Origin of the sequence: Nocardiopsis listeri (genome assembly GCF_020741345.1) — a bacterium.
GTDB lineage: Bacteria > Actinomycetota > Actinomycetes > Streptosporangiales > Streptosporangiaceae > Nocardiopsis > Nocardiopsis listeri_A.
Genome location: NZ_DYZD01000018.1, coordinates 1 through 18715, shown reverse-complemented (window position 1 = coordinate 18715; position 18715 = coordinate 1). Strand labels below are relative to the sequence as shown.

The following is an 18715-nucleotide window of genomic DNA, read 5'->3' as shown; positions in this document are numbered from 1 at the left end:
AATACCGGGACGTCCTCGACGACCTGGTCCTGCAGCTGTTGGAGCGGGAGACGCTCACCAAGGACGAGGTGCTGGAGGTCTTCGCCCCCGTCCACAAGCGTCCCTCGCGCGGTTCCTACACCGGCTACGGCAAACGTCAGCCCTCCAACCGGCCGCCGGTCCTCTCCAAGAAGGAGACGACCACACTCAACGGCGCCGAGGTGCAGGGATCCGAGCTCAACGGCCGACTCCCGGGGCGAGTCGGCAACGAAGGAGAACAGGCGTGAGCGACCTTCCCGCCAGACCAGTGGATCGTGAGCGGATCGCCCGCGCGGTCCGGGAGATCCTCATCGCCATCGGGGAGGACCCCGACCGTGAGGGGCTCGTCAAGACCCCCGATCGTGTCGCCAGGGCCTACGAGGAGCAGTTCTCGGGTCTGGGCCAGAAGCCGGGTGACGTGCTCACCACGGTCTTCGAGGCCGATCACGAGGAGATGGTCCTGGTCAAGGACATCGAGCTCTACTCGACGTGCGAGCACCACCTCGTGCCGTTCTACGGGGTGGCGCACGTGGGCTACATACCGGGAGTGGACGGCCGTATCACCGGCCTGAGCAAGCTCGCCCGCCTCGTGGACGTCTACGCCCGCAGGCCACAGGTGCAGGAGCGGCTGACCGGCCAGGTCTCCGACGCCATCATGGACCACCTGAACCCGCGCGGCGTGATCGTGGTGGTCGAGGCGGAACACCTGTGCATGACCATGCGCGGGGTGCGCAAGCCCGGCGCCAAGACGGTCACCTCCGCGGTCCGGGGGATATTCCGCAGCAGTGACCGTACCCGGGCCGAGGCCATGAGTCTCATCCTCGACCGGGCCTGAGACCGGTACCGAATCGTCCGTAGGACCGTCCGTGACAGGTCGGGGTTCGGCCGGTGCGCGTGGTCGGTCCGGAGCGACTCGGAGAACACCTTCACGGGGCCGGGGGCAGCGTGCCCCCGGCCCCTACGCGTACGCGTAGGGTGAAACGCATGGCGCCGAAACACACACTTCCGGGACTGCCCGACCGCGGGCGGTGCCTGGTCATGGGGGTCGTCAACGTCACCCCCGACTCCTTCTCCGATGGCGGGTCCTGGTTCGATCCCGAACGCGCGATCGAACACGGTCTGCGGCTGGTCGAAGAGGGGGCCGACATCATCGACGTGGGCGGTGAGTCCACCAGGCCCGGCGCCCAGCGTGTGGACTCCGCCGAGGAACTGCGCCGCGTCGAACCGGTCGTGCGGGAGCTCGCCTCACGTGGGGTCGCGGTCAGTGTCGACACCATGCGGGCCGAGGTGGCCGAGCGCGCGGTCGAGGCCGGCGCCGTCCTGGTCAACGACGTCAGCGGCGGGTTGGCCGACCCCGAGATGGCACGACTGGTCGCATCTTCCGGTGTCGCCTACGTGTTGATGCACTGGCGTGGGCATAGTCATGACATGCAGAGCCGTGCCGTGTACACGGATGTCGTCCAGGAGGTCCTCGATGAGCTCCGCGACCGTATGGAGGCCATGATCAGTGCAGGAGTCGACCCCGGCCAGATCGTTCTGGACCCGGGGCTGGGATTCTCCAAACGTCCCGAACAGGCGCACAACTGGGCGCTGCTCCAACACCTCGAACGGTTCCACGAACTGGGCCGTCCGGTGTTGGTCGCCGGTTCCCGCAAACGCTTCCTGAGCCGCCTGCTCGGTGACGGCAAGGGCGAGGACCGCCCCTTCGTCGACTGTGACGCGGCCACCGCCGCGGTGACCACCCTGTCCGCGGACCGGGGCGCGTGGGCGGTACGGGTGCACGACGTCCGTCCCAACGCCGACGCCGTACGCGTGGCGGCCGCCTGGTCCGACGGTGGCCGTCGGCTCGACGAGGGTCGTTCCGAGCCCTTGGTCCGGGGTGGCCTGTGAAGTCCCGCCAGGAGGTCATGGAGAGCGTCGCCGAGGCCAACGCCCAGTTCTACAGCGCCATCGAGAACGGTGACATCGACCTGATGGGCACGGTGTGGGCCGAGGAGGACGAGGCCCCCGACCTGGTCTGCGTCAACCCGGGCTGGCCGCTGCTGCGCGGTCGTACCGAGATCATGCGCGCCTGGTCCCTGATCATGGCCAACGTCACCTACATCCAGTACGTGCTCACGGAGACGCACATCGGGGTGGGCGGCGATATCGCCATGGTCACCTGTGAGGAGAACGTGCTGACGGCCGAGGACGGCAGCCCCGGGTTCGTCGCGGGCGGTCAGGTGGTCACCACCAATCTGTTCGTCGACACCGAGCAGGGGTGGCGGCTGTGGTCGCACCACGCCTCGCCGGTCCTGATGGAAGAGGACGAGCCGGAGGCCGAGGACTGATGTCCGACCGCATCGCGCTCCATGGACTGAGGGCCCGGGGCAACCACGGAGTGTTCGACTTCGAGCGTCGCGAGGGCCAGGACTTCGTGGTCGACGCCGTGCTGTACCTGGACACGAGCCCGGCCGCGGCCAGCGACGACGTCGGGGACACCGTGCACTACGGGCTGCTCGCCGACCGTCTCGTCGCGATCGTCACCGGGGAACCGGTCAACCTGATCGAGACGCTGGCCGAACGGCTCGCCGCCGAGTGCATGGTCGAGCCGCTCGTGGAGGGGGTCGAGCTGACCGTGCACAAGCCGTCGGCGCCGATCGAGCACGAGTTCGAGGACGTCTCGGTCACGGTGACCCGTGGGAAGCGGGGTGCGTGGTGACCCGTGCCGTACTCGCCCTGGGCTCCAACCTGGGGGACCGCCACGCCACCCTGCGGGGGGCCGTGGACGCGCTGTTGTCCGGGCCGAAGGCGCCCACGCCCGTCGTGCTCTCGCCGGTCTATGAGACCGCCCCGGTGGGGGGTCCCGAACAGGACACGTATCTGAACGCGGTCCTGGTCGTGGACTTCGACGGCACCGCCGGGGAGCTGCTGGAGCGCGCACAGGCGGTCGAACGGGACTTCGACCGGGTCCGGGAGGTGCGGTGGGGCCCGCGCACGCTGGACGTGGACGTGATCGCCTTCGGGGACACCGTCGACGACGACCCCGTCCTGACGTTGCCGCACCCGCGCGCCCACCTGCGCGCGTTCGTGCTGCGGCCCTGGCTGGACGCCGACCCCGCGGCGGTCGTGCCCGGCCGGGCCCCGGTGGCGACGCTGCTCGCCGACGTGGAGGCCGCCGACACCACCGGGGAACAGAAGCTGACGCGCCGGGACGATCTGGCCCTGCGGCTTCCGGGGGAGGCGGATCGCTGATGTCCGGCGACGACCGGGGCACGCTCTCCCCGACCGGGTGGCGTGTCCCGTCGGTCCTGGCGGCTCTCGGGGCCCTGGTCGGCCTCTTCATCGCCAACTCGCTGTCCGGGCTGCCGCTGATCCCGTGGTCGGCGATCCCGACCTTGTTGCTGCTGGCCTTCGCCGAGTCCTACACCGCGGGACGGACCGCGCGGCGCATTCGACGCGAGCCGGGGACCGAACCCATCGCACCGCTCAGCGCCGCCCGCCTGCTGGCCCTGGCCAAGGCGAGCGCCCTGTTCGCGTCGATCGCCGCGGGCTTCTTCGCGGGTATGGCCCTGTCGATCACCGAACGGCTGGACCTGCCCACGCATCGCGAGGCCTTCCTGATCTCGCTGGGCACCGCCCTGGCCGCGGGTCTGCTCCTGGCCGCGGCGCTGTACCTGGAGCACGCGTGCCGGGTCCCCGACGACGACGGCGAGGACGACACCGACGACACGCCACGGGCCACCTGAACATCCGGTGTTCGCTGCGCGCCTTCACCGACCCTTGCGCGCTGATGGTTGACTGAGGCCGTGGAGACCAGTGAATCGACACCCGAGACCGAGTCCGAGACGGGATCGACGAGTGTGGAGCGGCCCCTGGACGCGGCCTTCGCCGCACCCGAGGGTCTGTCCTGGCGGCGTATCCCACCGGCGTTGGCCTGGTATCGACGGCTGGTGACCACGGCGGGATGCCTGGTCGCCGGGGTGGTCGGCGGCGTGCTGCTGTTCATGTGGGACAGCCCGCTTCGGGCCGGGATCTGGGCCGCTCTCGCCCTGGTCGTCGCGGCCCTGATGTGGTTCCTCGCGGGTCGGTTCCAACGCTCCTGGGGCTACACCGAGGCGTCGGCCGAGTTGTACCTGACCTACGGGGTGTTCGTCCGGCAGCTCGTGGTGGTGCCCTACGGCCGGATGCAGGTCGTGGACGTCACCACCGATCTGCTCGAACAGGCGCTGGGAATCGCGACGGTGCGTGTGCGCACCGCGGCGAGCACCGCGGACGCGCGGGTGGTCGGGCTCCCGCTGTCCGATGCCGTCCAGTTGCGCGACCGGCTCGCCGCGCGCAGCGAGAGTTTCTCCACGGGGTTGTAAGTGCACGGATCGCCTCAGCAGGAACCAGGGTGGGCTCCGCCGGGAGGCGGGGCGAACCGCCCTCCGCAGGGACCGCCCCAAGGGTCGCCGCCGGGTCCGAACCAGGGCGCGCGCCCGCCGGGGTCCGCGCCCTACCCACCGACGCAAGGCCCCTACCCGCGTTTCCAGGGTCCGGTCATGCCGGCACGGCCCGGATGGGGGCCGCCGCTCCCGCCGCCTCCGAAGGACGACATCACCACCGGCGTGTTCCGGGCGCACTGGATGATCATCCCGTTGCAGATCATCGCGGTGACGCTGGTGTTCGTCGCGTTGATCGGGCCGATCCTGGTGATGTTCGGGTTCGCCTGGGTGCTGTTCATGGCGTTGGCGGTGCTGTTCGGCTCCTTCGCCTACGCGTTGCCCTCCTGGTGGTACGGCACCTTCGGACTCCGAGAGGACCACCTGGTGGTGCACACGGGATTGGTCCTGCGCAGTGCCAGGGAGATCCCGCTGAGTCGGCTCCAGGCGGTGGACGTGGTCCAGCCGTTGCTGATGCAGGTGTTCGGGATGGCGGAGCTGCGCGTCGAGCTGGCCGGCGGGGACGGTAGCGCCATCCGGCTGCGCTGCCTGCCCAGAGGTCTCGCGGAGCGGATGCGGGTAGCGGTGCTCGCCCACGCGGCGGGGCTCCCGGGCCGCGCTCCGGAGGCCCCGGAATGGCCGTTCTACCGCCTGCCCTTCCCGCTGTTGCTGGGGGCGTTGACCTTCAGGGTGCCGATCCTGGTCTCCTTCATCCTGCTGCTCATGCTGGCCACGGCGTTCGTGGTCTTCCTGGAGCCGGGTGTGCTGGGCGCGGTGGTGCCGCTCGCGTTGGGGCTGCTGCGCTACTACTGGGGCCCGCTGGCGCGGTACACGGACTTCTACGCGTCGTTGTCCTCGGACGGTCTGAGGCTGCGCTACGGCATGTTCCAGCGTCGGATGCAGACCGTCCCGCCCGGTCGGGTGCAGGCGGTTCGGATCGTGGAACCGATGCTGTGGCGGGCTCTGGGGGTGGCCCGGGTGGAGGCGACCGTCGCGGGGTACGCGGGGGCCCGACAGGGCGACTCGGCGGACCTGCTGCCGGTGGCGCCGCGGTCCAAGGCGTTCACGTTGGTGAACGAGGTCTTCCCCGGGAGCGAGGCGGCGGTGGTGCCGCTGGTGGCCGACCGGACGCGTTCGGCGGACGCGGCCGGGGTGGACGAGCGGTTGTTCGTGAGCGTGCGCGGCGTGTTCTGCCGGGTCACGGAGATCGTCCCGGTGGAGCGGGTACAGACGCTGCGGCTCTCCTCCGGTCCGATCGCACGCCTGAGAGGGCGGGTCACGGTCGACGTGGACACGCCTCCGGGGCCGGTGTCGGCGCGCGCGACCGACCGGGGCGCGGTGGAGGGACGTCGTTTCCTGGACGATTTGGCCGAGGCCGGCAGGCGGGCACGGGTTCCCTCCGCGGGCACGGAACGATGGGCGACCCGGGCGACCATGCACGCGGAATCCGGCCAAAGGGAACACCCGGGCGAGGACGCGGAGATTTCTCCGCGTGACACCCCCGAGATGTGAATGTGGCGTGTGTCACACGTGGGGCTGTAGGTGGCCGTGGTTGCGGGTTGCATGTCCGACATGTCTGCTCACAGATGGTGATATTTCCTGGTCGCGGGCCATAAAAGCTTCGGGTTTCTGGTCACGTTCGGCGGCTGAGTATGGCTAAATGGTGACCGAACACGGGGAGTGTTCACTGTCATACACATCGTCAATGGTTTCGACCGTTTGGCGCCCCCCGCCAAACGGTCCTGACGGGAGAAATTCATGCTGAAGAAGGCCTTCGCCGTTACCGCCATCACCGCTGCCGCCGCCGGCGTCCTCTTCGCCGGGTCCCCGGCCATGGCCAACAGCAACGCGTTCACCTCCGGTAACGGCGGCATCCTGAGCGGCAACCAGCTCATCGCCGACCTCGACGTGCCGGTCAACGTCTGCGGCAACTCGATCGCGCTGCTGGGCGTCTCCGGTGCCAACTGTGTCGACTCCGGCGCCACCGTGAAGAACTAGTTCGGGTCACCGAACCGACCCGATCCGGGCGGGGTGAACAGTCGGAAGGCGCCTTCCGCTGAACCGCCCTCGGGTCCCTGGGCTTCATCGCGTCAAGCGCCACCCCGTGACGACGGGGTGGCGCTTTTCGTGTGTCCGTGGTCCGTGCTCCGGCAACGGTCGACCGCAACCGGTGTTGTCGCCGCGCGCTAACCCCGAAGCGGTGGTGACGTTGCGCGAGCAGGGGCGACGCGAAGTCTGAGCCTTTGTCCGGGTGGGCCCCGGGAAGTACCGCGACCGTGGGTGATGGTCGTCGACTTCTCGTGATCAATGCAGATCAGAGTGCGTTTCGCGATCGTCTCCGTAGGTAATTTCTTCCCCGACGCCAACAGGCGTCGTCGAACCAAGAGTCCGGGCGGCTCCCCCCGACCGGACGCCTAAGGAGACAAAGTAGTGCTGAAGAAGACGCTCGCAGTCGGTGTCGTGACCCTCGCCTCCGCCGGGGTCATCCTCTCCGCCACGCCGGCCGCGGCGCAGGGCGGAGCCTGGACCTCCGGTCACGGCTCCGACGTCAGCGGCAACATCGCCTACATCAACGATGTGAACAACACCAACGTCGGCTGCGGAAACTCCAACGCGGTGCTGGGCCAGACCCTCGCCTCCTGCTACAACGCCGGGGTCATCATCCAGAACTGATGCCGGGGCCCGGCCGCCGCGAGACGGTCGGCCGGGGCGGGCGGAACACACGCGGGGGCGGGCGACGATGCCCGTCCCCGCTCCATGTCCCCGTCACCTCCCGGAACCTTCCTCACCAGGGGCGGGGCGACGGTCCACCACAGGGGGAGGACTATCGTGTGCTCAGACCTCGGCGCGCGGGAAGCGAACGCGCACCGGACCAGGAGGGGATGCGGAGCACATGGAGACGACACAGGGGCGCCCCGCCCGTCTGCGGGTCGGCGTCGTCGGAGCCGGACGTGTCGGCTCCGTCCTCGGCCTCGCCCTGGCCAGGGCCGGACACAAGGTCGTGGCGGCCAGCGCGGTCTCCGAGGCGTCGGTGACCCGCGTGGAGAAGCGTCTGGACGGTGCCCGCCTCCTCGAACCCGCCCAGGTGGTCGAGGCCAGTGACCTGGTACTGCTCACCGTTCCCGACGACGCCCTTCCCGACCTGGTCGAGGGGCTCGCCGGAACCGGGGTCGACCTGCGCGGCAAGATCCTCGTCCACGCCAGCGGCGCCCACGGCTACAGCGTCCTCGCCCCCGCCACCATCGTCGGGGCACTACCCCTGGCACTGCACCCCGCCATGACCTTCACCGGTCGCGACGAGGACATCGAACGACTCACCGACTGCACCTTCGGTGTCACCGCCCCCGACCAGCTGCGCCCCATCGCCGAGGCCCTCGTCGTCGAGATGGGCGCCGAACCGGTGTGGATCGCAGAGGACAAGCGCACCCTGTACCACGCGGCCCTGGCCGGAGGCGCCAACCACCTGGTCACCCTCGTCGCCGACAGCGCCTCCCTGCTCTCCGCCGCAGGGGTGCCCGAACCCGGGCGCCTGCTCGCCCCGATGCTCTCGGCCGCTTTGGACAACGCCCTGCGCCTGGGCATCCACGGGCTCAGCGGCCCCGTCCTGCGCGGTGACGCCGGGACGGTCGCCGGTCACATCGAACAACTGCGGGAGAACGCCCCCGAGAGCGTCGCCAGCTACGTCGAACTCGCCCGGCTCACCGCGGATCGGGCCATCAACGCCGGGCTGCTCAAGCCTGAGGACGCCGCGCGGCTGCTCGACGTCCTGCGCCGCTGAGGAAGCGCACCGCCGAGCCCCGAACCACTCCGGCGCGCGGAACCCCGGTCCGCGAGCCACCGTGCTCACCAGGAAGAGATCGATGACCGACCCCACCACGCCCGCCACCGGCGGGCCCCTCGTGGTCCGAACCCCGGACGAACTGCGCCGTGCCCTCGACGGCCGTGGCCGTGTGGGTCTGGTCCCCACCATGGGCGCCCTCCACGGTGGACACCGCACCCTCATGCGACTGGCCCGTGAGAAGGCCGAGACCGTTGTGGTCAGCGTCTTCGTCAACCCCCTCCAGTTCGGCCCGAACGAGGACCTCGACCGCTACCCGCGCGACCTGCCGGCCGACGTCGGGGTGTGCGCGGAGGAAGGGGTGGACGTGGTCTTCGCCCCCGAGGTGGAGACCATGTACCCCGCCGAGCAGATGGTCACCGTCGACGCCGGAGCCATGGGCGAACGCCTGGAGGGCGCCTCCCGGCCCGGGCACTTCACCGGTGTCCTGACCGTGGTCACCAAGCTGTTCCAACTGGTCCGCCCCGACCTCGCCGTCTTCGGTGAGAAGGACGCCCAGCAGATCGCCCTCGTCCGACGCATGGTCGTCGACCTGAACCTCCCGGTCGAGATCGTCGGCGCGCCCACCCTGCGCGACGCCGACGGCCTGGCCTCCTCCAGCCGCAACGTCTACCTCGACGCCGAGCACCGCGACAGCGCCCTCACGCTCTCCCGTGCCCTGCGCGCCGGGGTCGAGGCGACCGCCGGCGGGGCCGAGGGTGTCCGAGAGGCCGCCCGCGCCGTCCTCGACGAGGCCGCGAAGGCGACCCCACCGGTCGAACTCGACTACCTCGCCCTGGTGGACCCGGCCACCTTCGCCGAAGCGTCCCCGGAACATCGGGGCGACGCCGTCCTGGCCGTCGCCGCCCGGGTGGGCCCCACGCGACTCATCGACAACGTGTCGGTGACCCTCTAGTGGTGTCCGTCGGGCCGAGTCCGTTCAGACCGTTCAGAAAGCGACCCCCGGATGAGTGCTGACAGACAGACCCGGATCACGGCCCCCGAACCCGGGTGGACCACCCACGCCGACGTCGTGGTCGTCGGTTCGGGCATCGCGGGCCTGAGCACCGTGCTGCGCTACGTTCAGCGCACCGACGCGGGTCGGGTCGTCCTGGTCACCAAGGACCGTCTGTCCACCGGATCGACCGCCTTCGCCCAGGGCGGCATCGCCGCTGCCATGGCTCCCGAGGACGGGCCCGTCGCCCACATGGTCGACACGCACCTGGCCGGGGCCGGCCTGTGCGACCCCCACGCCGTCAACGTGCTCGCCACGGAGGGGCCCGACGCCCTGCGCTGGCTCATCGGACTGGGCGCCGAGTTCGACCGCGACGACGACGGCGAACTCTCCCTCACCAGGGAGGGCGGCCACCGAGCCGACCGGGTGGCCCACGCAGGAGGGGACGCCACCGGTGCGGAGATCCAACGCGCCCTCGTGCGCGCCGTCCGCGGCGCCGAACGTGTGGAGATCATCGAGCACGCCCTGGCCCTGGACGTCCTGCGCGACCCCGCCACCGGTCGGGTCGGCGGAATCACCCTGCACGTCATGGGGGAGGGTGATCGTGACGGGGTGGGCGCGGTCCGGGCCCCCGCCGTGGTCCTGGCCACCGGCGGCATGGGCCAGGTGTTCGCGGCCACCACCAACCCGCCCGTGTCCACCGGGGACGGCCTGGCCCTGGCCGCCCGGGCCGGTGCGCGCCTGCGCGACCTGGAGTTCATCCAGTTCCACCCCACCGTCCTGTGGCTGGGCCCGGACGCACGCGGTCGACAACCCCTCGTCTCGGAGGCGCTGCGCGGTGAGGGCGCCTACCTCGTCGACGCCGAGGGGCGACGCGTCATGACGGGGGTGCACGACCTCGCCGACCTCGCCCCCCGCGACGTGGTCGCACGGACCATCGCCCGGGTCATGGCCGAGCGGGACACCGACCACGTGTACCTGGAGACCCGCCACTTCGGCCGGGCCACGTGGGAGCGTCGCTTTCCCACCATCCTGGCGTCCTGCCGCGCCCACGGCATCGACCCGCTGACCCAGGCCATCCCCGTGGCGCCGGCCGCCCACTACGCTTCCGGCGGGGTGGAGGTCGACATCGACGGTCGTACCGGGGTTCCCGGGCTGTGGGCCGTGGGCGAGGTGGCCCGCACCGGAGTGCACGGGGCCAATCGCCTGGCCTCCAACTCGCTGTTGGAGGGGTTGGTCTACGCCGACCGCATCGCCGCCCGACTCGTCGCGGAACCGGTCCCGGAGCAGACGGAGGCCGTGACCGCCGGCGCGTCCGCCCCGCCCGTCGACCCGTCGACCGCCGCGCGGGTCCGTGCCCTGATGTCCCGTCACGCCGGGGTCCTGCGTACCGGTGAGGGACTCCGGGCCCTGGTCGCCGAACTCGACGTCCTGGCCGAGAACACCGACGAGGTCGCCCCCGACACCGCGTCCTGGGAGACCGCGAACCTGCTCACCGTGGCCCGCCTGGTGGCCGCGGCGGCCAGAGGACGCGCGGAGAGCCGAGGCTCCCACCAGCGCGCCGACACACCGGAACCCCGCCCCGAGCTGCGTACGCGGCCCGTGATCGTCCGACTTGAAGGGGACACCATCGTGACCACCGACGACAAGCGAGGGCCCTCGCTCCCGCCCGCCCTGGAAGCCGAACTGGACGGCATCACCTTCCCCCTGGGCCGGCCCGATCCGGCACCGGAGGCGCGCACAGAGTTCACGCTGCCCTGGACCGCCCCACACCAGAGTCACGTGGACACCGTGCTGAGAGCCCTGTCCGAGGACCTCACCGCCGGTCCTCGTATCGACGTCACCACCGTGGCGACCATCCCCGCCGAACAGGTGCGCACCGCCCACGTGGTGGCGCGGGCCGACGGCACCGTCAGTGGCCTGCCCTTGGCGGAGCTGGTGTTCTGGCTGGTCGCCGACGGTGCCTTGGAGGTGACCCGGTCGGCCGGTGACGGTGATTCCGTCAAGCGCGGCGACGTGCTCATGACGGTCACCGCCCGTACCCGTGACCTGCTCACCGCCGAGCGCACCGCCCTCAACCTGATCACCCACATGTCCGGGATCGCGACCGCCACCCGAACCTGGGTGGACGCCGTGGCCGGGACGGAAGCCCGTGTTCGGGACAGCCGAAAGACCACCCCCGGACTGCGGGCCCTGGACAAGTACGCGGTGCGATGCGGAGGTGGGGTCAACCACCGGTACTGCCTCAGTGACGCCGGGCTGATCAAGGACAACCACGTCGTCGCCGCCGGAGGGGTGGGCGCGGCGGTCCGCGCCATCCGGGAACGCTTCCCCGGTCTTCCCCTGGAAGTGGAGGTCGACCGGATCGACCAGATCGAGGACGCCCTGGCAGCGGGGGCGGAGGAGATCCTGCTCGACAACTTCTCGGTGCCGGAACTGCGCGAGGCCGTCGCCCTGGTGAAGGGCCGCGCTCGCCTGGAGTCCAGTGGTGGCCTCACCCTGAAGGTGGCCGCCGACGTGGCCGCCACGGGGGTCGACTACCTGGCGGTGGGGGCCCTCACCCATTCCAGTCCGGCGCTGGATATCGCGCTCGACCTGGCCTGAACCGTCCGGGTGATGGAAGATTCCATTGGTACCCACCACTTCGACCAAGGATGAGGCCCCCAGAATGCTGCTGGCGATCGACGTCGGTAACTCCGAGACGGTGCTCGGGCTCTTCGACTCCGATGACCTTCTCGAACACTGGAGGGTGGGGACCGACGTTCGCCGCACCGCGGACGAGTGGGCGGTGGTGCTGCGCGGCCTCATCGACGGGAGCTCGCTGAGCGACCTGGGCGGGGTCGAAGGCATCGCCATGTGCTGCTCGGTGCCCTCCGTCCAGCACGAGATGCGCGACATGTTCCGCCGGCACTTCGGGGACCTGCCGGCGGTCATCGTCGAACCGGGCGTGAAGACGGGTGTGCCGATCCGGATGGACAACCCCAAGGAGGTCGGCAGCGACCGGATCATCAACGCGCTGGCCGCCGGTCACCTCTACGGGGGCCCGAGCGTGGTGGTGGACTTCGGCACGGCGACCACGTTCGACGCGGTCAGCCCCAAGGGCGAGTACGTGGGCGGCGCCATCGCGCCGGGCATCGACATCTCCGTGGACGCCCTGTCCCGAAGGGGCGCCCAGCTGCACATGGTGGAGATCGTCAAGCCGCGGACGGCGATCGCGAAGAACACCACCGAGGCGCTGCGCTCGGGCATCGTGTTCGGGTTCGCCGGCCAGGTCGACGGGATCGTGGACCGGATGGTCGCGGAACTGACGGACAACCCGGACGACGTCACGGTCGTGGCCACCGGAGGTCTGGCCACGACCGTGGTGGACGAGTGCGAGACGATCGATGTGCACGAGCCCTGGTTGACCCTCACCGGCCTGCGCCTGGTCTTCGAACGCAACGTCGACTGAGCCGCCGGCCGGGGCGGAGGCTCGAACGAGGTCGTGACGGGTGCCCGGCCCCTCCGATGGGCCCTTCGCTCCGCGGGTGTCGGTGAGGTTGCGCCGAACCTTCCGCGCACGGGCCCGATCCGGTCGGTGGGAGTGTCCGACACGGGTAGGATCGGGCCCGTGAATGACGCGCACGACGACACCTACGACGACCTGCCCGAACAGATGCGAGTCCGGCGGCAGAAGCTGGACCGGCTCCGGGAGGAGGGCATCGACCCCTTCCCCGTGAACTACCCGCGGACCATGTCGATCGGCCCAGTGCGCGACAAACACCAGGGCCTTGAGCCCGACACCCACAACGGGGACAAGGTCGCCATCGCCGGCCGCGTCATGCTCTACCGCACGGGTGGCAAGCTCTGCTTCGCCACCCTGCGCGACGAGACCGGGGACGTGCAGATCATGCTGTCCCTGGACCAGGTCGGCAAGGAGAGCCTGGACGCCTGGAAGGCCGACGTCGACCTCGGTGACCACGTGGGTGTGGAGGGCGAGGTCATCACCTCCCGCCGCGGTGAACTGTCGATCCTGGTGAGCTCCTGGACGCTGACGGCCAAGTGCCTGCGTCCGCTCCCGGAGAAGCACAAGGGCCTGACCGACCCCGAGGCCCGCGTGCGTCAGCGCTACGTGGACCTCATCGTCAACCCCGAGGCCCAGCAGATGGTGCGCCGCCGATCGGCCGCCATCCGCGCGATCCGGGAGGGCCTGAGCGACCGCGACTTCATCGAGGTCGAGACCCCCATGCTGATGCGGGTGCACGGTGGCGCCACGGCGCGTCCGTTCACCACGCACATCAACGCCTACGACATGGACCTGTACCTGCGCATCGCCCCGGAACTGTCGCTCAAGCGGCTGGTCGTGGGCGGTCTGGAGAAGGTCTTCGAGATCAACCGGAACTTCCGGAACGAGGGCGCGGACTCCACGCACAACCCCGAGTTCACGATGCTGGAGTTCTACCAGGCGTACGCGGACTACAACGTGATGGCCGACATCACCCGGGACCTGATCCAGGAGGCGGCCCGCGCCGTCTACGGCTCCACCACTATCGAGCGTGACGGCCAGACCTTCGACCTGGGCGGGGAGTGGCCGCGGGTCACCCTCTACGGTGCGGTCTCCGAGGCCCTGGGGGCCGAGGTCACCCCGCGCACCCCGATCGAGGAGGTCCGCCGTCTGGCCGAGGCCAAGGGTGTGGAGTTCGACCACGCCTGGGGTCAGGGCAAGCTCGTCGAGCACGTCTTCGAGGAGCTGGTGGAACACACCCTGGTCCAGCCCACCTTCGTGTGCGACTACCCCGTGGAGACGAGCCCGCTCACCCGCCGGCACCGCGAGGACCCGCTGCTCACCGAGAAGTGGGACCTGATCGGTTTCGGGATGGAGCTGGGCACCGGTTACTCGGAACTGGTCGACCCGGTCGAGCAGCGCCGTCGACTCACCGAGCAGTCGCTGATGGCGGCCGAGGGCGACCCCGAGGCGATGCAGTTGGACGAGGACTTCCTGCGCGCGCTGGAGTACGGTATGCCGCCGACCGGTGGTGTGGGTGTGGGCATCGACCGTCTGCTGATGGCCTTCACCGGCAAGAACATTCGGGAAACTGTCCTTTTCCCGATCGTGAAGCCGTCCGGGGAGTAGCACCACGCATCTTGACCCCTCTTTGGGGTGAATAGGTACAGAGGGAATCCCGTTACGGGATGACCGAAAGAAGTCAGAGGGCCGTCGCGCAACCGAAGCGGCGGCCCTCGTTCGTCACTTCGGCCACCTGGGAGAACGTGGCCTATGGCACGAGATGTCGCTCACTTTCCGGCCATAGGGAACGAACTTCCGGTCAGGTCGAGATGGCCAACCGGCCAGAACCTTCTTTTTCCGAGAGGTTCCAGTGGCCGCGGAGCCGTTCTCGGGTGAAGATTGTTTACGCAGGTCAGCCCCGGAGGGGTATTTCACCTTCCATGACATTGCGACCCAGCGTCCATTGACGATCACGCATGGTCATTTATCGGCCCTTGACGGTAACAACAGAGCGGCCTAGCGTGCTGAGAGCGGACCTTGGTCCGTGAGTTCGCCGAAGTGGATCGAGAAGAACGGTGAGCCGGGATGTCGGGCCGAGGACCGGTCCAGCATCCCCCGCACACGTAGCCACGGTGTGGTCTGTCCGTCCCAGATCACAGCATCCCTGGCATCACGTGTGTCTCGTGCTCCCCACCTCCCCCACCCCTGTGCCAGAGGGGTTCGTCGGGGATGGGTCGGGTGGCCGGGACTCACCACGCGCCGACAGCCGGTCGGATGCGCCCTTCGGTCGATGAGTCGATGTTCCGCACTCATATGAATGAGGGAGGACGGAGTGGAACAGGCCACACTCGTACGCCGTGCCGTCGAGGACCAGAGCCTCATGCGTGACCCCCGGGAGAACGTGGTTCCCCTGCAGGGCCGGCGGGAGCACGCCCAGCCGGGCGTGTACACCCCGGTCGAGTTGGGTCACGAGGAGCTGGAACTGCTCGCCGAGATCGCCACAGGTGTCACCACCGAAGTGGCCGCGCGGCACCTCGAGCTCAGTGCTCGGACCCTGCGTCGTCGCATTCGCAACATCTGCGACGTGCTCGGGGTGAACACACCCATCGAGGCGGTCGTGTGGGCCGCCAGGCGTCAGCTCATCTGAGCCGACCACGCCCGGGAGACGACCGGGTGACACATACGGGCATACCGGCCCCGCGCGCCCGCGCGTCCCACCGGTGGAAGAGCGTTCCGGTCTGAGGTCGTGAAGGCGTAGTCTGGTCCGGCTATGCCCGTTCGTCATGTTCGGGTGCGTCGGGCGCGTACGTCCGACGTCACCCACATCCGCCGCCTCGTCGACACCTACTCCGTCGACCGCCGCGTGCTCTCCAAGAGCACGGTCAACCTCTATGAGGACGTCCAGGAGTTCTGGGTGGCCGAGGCGGAGACCACCTCCGACGGCCCCGTGGAACCCGCGTCCGGGCGAGAGGGCCTCTCCGTGGTCGGCTGCGGGGCGCTGCACGTCCTTTGGGAGGACCTCGCGGAGGTTCGCACGGTCGCGGTCGATCCCGCGTTGCGCGGTTTCGGCGTGGGTCATCGAATCGTGACCGCATTGCTCGACACGGCCCGCGGGCTGGGTGTGCGTCGTGTGTTCTGCCTGACATTCGAGACCGGTTTCTTCGCCCGACACGGCTTTGTGCCGATCCAGGGCACTCCTGTCTCCTTCCGCGTGTACGAGGAACTTCTACGTTCCTATGACGAGGGTGTCGCGGAATTCCTCGACCTGGAGCGGGTCAAACCCAACACTCTCGGGAACACGAGGATGCTTGTGCATCTGGAGGAGGGTCCCGTAGGTTCCTCGGGCTAAAGGTTCCGGGTGCGGATAGGTACCGGCTCGCCATACCTCCCAAGGCATCCGGTCCATGTGGTGGAGAGATCGAGCGCTTAAGCACACCGGGTGGTATGGGAGTGGAAGAGTGCGGGTAATGTGTACCTGCGTCCGCCGGGTCGGCAGGGTTCGTCGACTACCGATGAGATGACGGGATCGCACGTTTTTCGGTTCCGCCGAGTAGCCGCTCCTCACCTTCCGTCCGCGAACCGGTGCGGGGCGGGAACTTCCGATCGGACATTGGTGCCTGAAGGGCTTTGACGAGACCTCTTCGGTACGTCCGGTGTCGAACCGGGGGCAAACGATGTCTATGATGTCTGGTATGCGATTGTCCGGGCCACCGGCGCGCCATCCCCCCGGACCGACCCGACACTGAGTCGGGTATTTGCTGCAATAAGTAACAACCAGGAAGGGCAGGGCGCTTCGATGGGCGACTTTTTGTCATCGGTGCTTCCCCCTGGACTGATCGACGTATTGTCCGCGCTCATCCCGCCGGTGGTTGTCGCGACCGTCTTCTGCGCCTTCGTCATCAAGCTGCTCCGTAAGGAGATGGCTCCGAGGCGGATGGACGGAAGCCTGGTCAGCGAGGACGCCACCTCGGATGACAGTGCGGCTGACAAGGGCGCGGCCGAGGTCGAGGAGACCAAGGCGACGAACGAGACGCCGATTACCCAGGATGGGGAACGCACCGAATCCGAGGGGCGTTAGATACGCTGCCGGTTCGATCCGGCCATCGAGACTCCCCGAGGTCGGGGGACGTGTGCACACGGGCCAACTCATGCGCCCCGTGCGGTTCCGGTGACCCCGAATCCTCGTCTGGTGGGCCACGTCGATTTCATCGCGTCGGGAATTGTCTTTCGCGTTCTCGCGAGATAGCTTTATATTCAGGTGCTACAGACACCTCTCTTCTGAAAGGTTTGATTCCATGGCACAGAAGGTCCAGGTTTTCCTGGTGGACGACCTCGACGGTGGCGAGGCCGAGGAGACGGTGACGTTCGGCCTCGACGGGTCGACGTACGAAATCGACCTCAGCGCGGATAATGCCGGCAAGCTCCGTGAGGCTCTTGGCCCGTTCGTCGAGGCCTCTCGTAAGGCCCCCGCGAAGCAGGGTCGTGGTGGCGCCCGGCGTGGAAGCCGGAATGCCCCCAGCCGTGAGCGCAGCGCCGAGATTCGCGCCTGGGCGAAGGCCGCCGGGAAGCCGGTCAATGAGCGTGGCCGTATCCCCGCCGCCATCGTCGCCGAATATGAGGCCATCAAGGGCTGAGTTCGCCGTCGACTCGGGTCCGCCGAAATGTTGTCAGGTCTTGATCGGATTTCGACCTGAGTCCCGCCGACGTCGCACCCGATCCTCCGGCAGGATCCGGTCCGTCAACGAACGGGCCGTGACCCACCGGACGCAGGGGATAACGGGGAAGGCGAGGATTTTCGGTGGAATCGGGCGGAGCCGCTCGGTCGTGAGCGCCAAGCAGGTGCGGAGACCGTTCGTTGGAGGACACCCCGCGCTGCGGGCACGCGGTCCCCGCTCCCGTTTGGCCCGGCCTCGACGCACTCCGACCCCGTGAGCGGACCGCGCTTGCCGGTGGTCCGGTGCGCGGCGGTCCCACCACGGGCCGTCGCTCCCATCGGTCACCGACCCGGTTCGGTCGGAAGCATCGACATCCGCGGACCAATTCCGCTCGAAGAACAACACGCTTCGGCTTGTTCGCTAAGAGCCGATAATGGGGCTAACGCACGTGCGGCCCGGGCACTCTCGTGATGGATGGGATGTCCGGGCCGTTCGCCTTCGGCGTACAGGGAAATCTGACGCGGCAATTGGTAGTTGGATGTTGGGTGAACGCCCTATCGTCGGGGAAAGTCTCTGGCACGGACGGCTGCGGTCGGTCGTGCGGGAGATGTTCGTCCGAGTCGGCCACGGTCGGCGAGGACGGGCGGTGCGACAGTGCTCCCCGGGGCGGTTATCCCTGTGGGGCCTATATGCGGAAGAGTCGGGTCGGTAATGACCGTCCCTGCCTGACCGCTCTGTAGAGGAGCGACGAGACATGTTCGAGAGGTTTACCGACCGCGCGCGGCGAGTGGTGGTTCTGGCCCAGGAAGAGGCCAGGATGCTCAACCACAACTACATCGGTACGGAGCACATCCTGCTCGGCCTCATCCACGAGGGTGAGGGTGTCGCCGCCAAGGCCCTGGAGAGTCTTGGGATCAGCCTCGAAGCGGTTCGGCAGCAGGTCGAGGAGATCATCGGCCAGGGCCAACAGGCTCCGTCGGGGCACATTCCCTTCACCCCTCGGGCCAAGAAGGTCCTCGAGCTGTCGCTGCGCGAGGCGCTTCAGCTCGGTCACAACTACATCGGCACCGAGCACATACTGCTGGGCCTGATCCGCGAGGGCGAGGGCGTCGCCGCCCAGGTCCTCGTCAAGCTGGGCGCCGACCTCAACCGGGTTCGCCAGCAGGTCATCCAGCTGCTGCACGGCTACCAGGGCAAGGAGCCGCAGGCCACCGGGGCCTCCTCCGAGTCCACACCCTCCACCTCGCTGGTGCTGGACCAGTTCGGCCGCAACCTGACGCAGGCCGCTCGCGAGTCCAAGCTCGACCCGGTCATCGGTCGTGACAACGAGATCGAGCGGGTCATGCAGGTCCTGTCCCGCAGGACCAAGAACAACCCGGT

General features: G+C 68.9%; 20 protein-coding genes and 1 pseudogene. All 21 read left to right on the top strand.

The annotated features are described in order from the left end of the window. Window positions 1–266 (top strand): annotated as a pseudogene (locus K8V84_RS00810) (cell division protein FtsH); the annotation flags it as partial. Further along, entirely contained in the window at window positions 263–853 is a 591-nt protein-coding gene (gene folE, locus K8V84_RS00805) for a GTP cyclohydrolase I FolE (protein WP_304069212.1), read from the top strand. The pseudogene K8V84_RS00810 and the gene folE, both read left to right, overlap by 4 nt. Before the next feature lie 149 nt (window positions 854–1002). Next, window positions 1003–1908: a dihydropteroate synthase gene (gene folP, locus K8V84_RS00800; RefSeq protein ID WP_304069211.1), complete on the top strand. Its 906-nt coding sequence runs from the start codon at window positions 1003–1005 to the stop codon at window positions 1906–1908. After that, window positions 1905–2348, top strand: coding sequence for a nuclear transport factor 2 family protein (locus K8V84_RS00795; RefSeq protein ID WP_304069210.1), 444 nt, complete (start codon window positions 1905–1907; stop codon window positions 2346–2348). The genes folP and K8V84_RS00795 overlap by 4 nt, the downstream gene beginning before the upstream one ends. Next, on the top strand, window positions 2348–2719 hold the full coding sequence (gene folB, locus K8V84_RS00790; RefSeq protein WP_304069209.1) for a dihydroneopterin aldolase: 372 nt from the start codon (window positions 2348–2350) through the stop codon (window positions 2717–2719). The genes K8V84_RS00795 and folB overlap by 1 nt, the downstream gene beginning before the upstream one ends. Next, window positions 2716–3252 carry a 2-amino-4-hydroxy-6-hydroxymethyldihydropteridine diphosphokinase gene (folK, locus tag K8V84_RS00785; protein ID WP_304069208.1) on the top strand — a complete coding sequence of 179 codons (537 nt, stop codon included), beginning with the start codon at window positions 2716–2718 and terminating at the stop codon, window positions 3250–3252. The genes folB and folK overlap by 4 nt, the downstream gene beginning before the upstream one ends. Then, entirely contained in the window at window positions 3252–3746 is a 495-nt protein-coding gene (locus K8V84_RS00780; RefSeq protein ID WP_304069207.1) for a DUF3180 domain-containing protein, read from the top strand. The genes folK and K8V84_RS00780 overlap by 1 nt, the downstream gene beginning before the upstream one ends. Before the next feature lie 171 nt (window positions 3747–3917). After that, window positions 3918–4364 (top strand): PH domain-containing protein, encoded by a 447-nt coding sequence (locus K8V84_RS00775; protein ID WP_304069213.1) that lies wholly within the window; start codon window positions 3918–3920, stop codon window positions 4362–4364. Between the two features lie 177 nt (window positions 4365–4541). Then, entirely contained in the window at window positions 4542–5933 is a 1392-nt protein-coding gene (locus K8V84_RS00770) for a PH domain-containing protein (protein ID WP_304069206.1), read from the top strand. A gap of 246 nt (window positions 5934–6179) precedes the next feature. Continuing rightward, entirely contained in the window at window positions 6180–6419 is a 240-nt protein-coding gene (locus K8V84_RS00765; protein ID WP_067606273.1) for a chaplin family protein, read from the top strand. Window positions 6420–6851: 432 nt separating this feature from the next. Then, a complete protein-coding gene (locus K8V84_RS00760; protein WP_304069205.1) occupies window positions 6852–7094 on the top strand; it encodes a hypothetical protein in 243 nt (80 codons plus the stop codon). Window positions 7095–7314: 220 nt separating this feature from the next. Beyond that, on the top strand, window positions 7315–8199 hold the full coding sequence (locus tag K8V84_RS00755; protein WP_304069204.1) for a Rossmann-like and DUF2520 domain-containing protein: 885 nt from the start codon (window positions 7315–7317) through the stop codon (window positions 8197–8199). An 82-nt stretch (window positions 8200–8281) separates the two neighbouring features. Then, on the top strand, window positions 8282–9154 hold the full coding sequence (gene panC / locus K8V84_RS00750; RefSeq protein WP_304069203.1) for a pantoate--beta-alanine ligase: 873 nt from the start codon (window positions 8282–8284) through the stop codon (window positions 9152–9154). 51 nt (window positions 9155–9205) lie between these two features. After that, a complete protein-coding gene (locus tag K8V84_RS00745) occupies window positions 9206–11797 on the top strand; it encodes an L-aspartate oxidase (protein ID WP_304069202.1) in 2592 nt (863 codons plus the stop codon). Between the two features lie 64 nt (window positions 11798–11861). Further along, window positions 11862–12644: a type III pantothenate kinase gene (locus K8V84_RS00740; protein ID WP_304069201.1), complete on the top strand. Its 783-nt coding sequence runs from the start codon at window positions 11862–11864 to the stop codon at window positions 12642–12644. A gap of 159 nt (window positions 12645–12803) precedes the next feature. After that, window positions 12804–14306, top strand: coding sequence for a bifunctional lysylphosphatidylglycerol synthetase/lysine--tRNA ligase LysX (gene lysX / locus K8V84_RS00735; RefSeq protein WP_304069200.1), 1503 nt, complete (start codon window positions 12804–12806; stop codon window positions 14304–14306). A 706-nt stretch (window positions 14307–15012) separates the two neighbouring features. Then, entirely contained in the window at window positions 15013–15327 is a 315-nt protein-coding gene (locus K8V84_RS00730) for a LuxR C-terminal-related transcriptional regulator (protein ID WP_304069199.1), read from the top strand. Window positions 15328–15450: 123 nt separating this feature from the next. Further along, entirely contained in the window at window positions 15451–16029 is a 579-nt protein-coding gene (locus K8V84_RS00725; RefSeq protein ID WP_304069198.1) for an amino-acid N-acetyltransferase, read from the top strand. A gap of 447 nt (window positions 16030–16476) precedes the next feature. Further along, on the top strand, window positions 16477–16758 hold the full coding sequence (locus K8V84_RS00720; protein WP_304069197.1) for a hypothetical protein: 282 nt from the start codon (window positions 16477–16479) through the stop codon (window positions 16756–16758). A gap of 217 nt (window positions 16759–16975) precedes the next feature. Beyond that, a complete protein-coding gene (locus K8V84_RS00715; protein ID WP_304069196.1) occupies window positions 16976–17314 on the top strand; it encodes an Lsr2 family protein in 339 nt (112 codons plus the stop codon). A 775-nt stretch (window positions 17315–18089) separates the two neighbouring features. After that, on the top strand, window positions 18090–18715 hold a 626-nt coding region (locus K8V84_RS00710), incomplete at its 3' end, for a Clp protease N-terminal domain-containing protein (protein ID WP_304069195.1).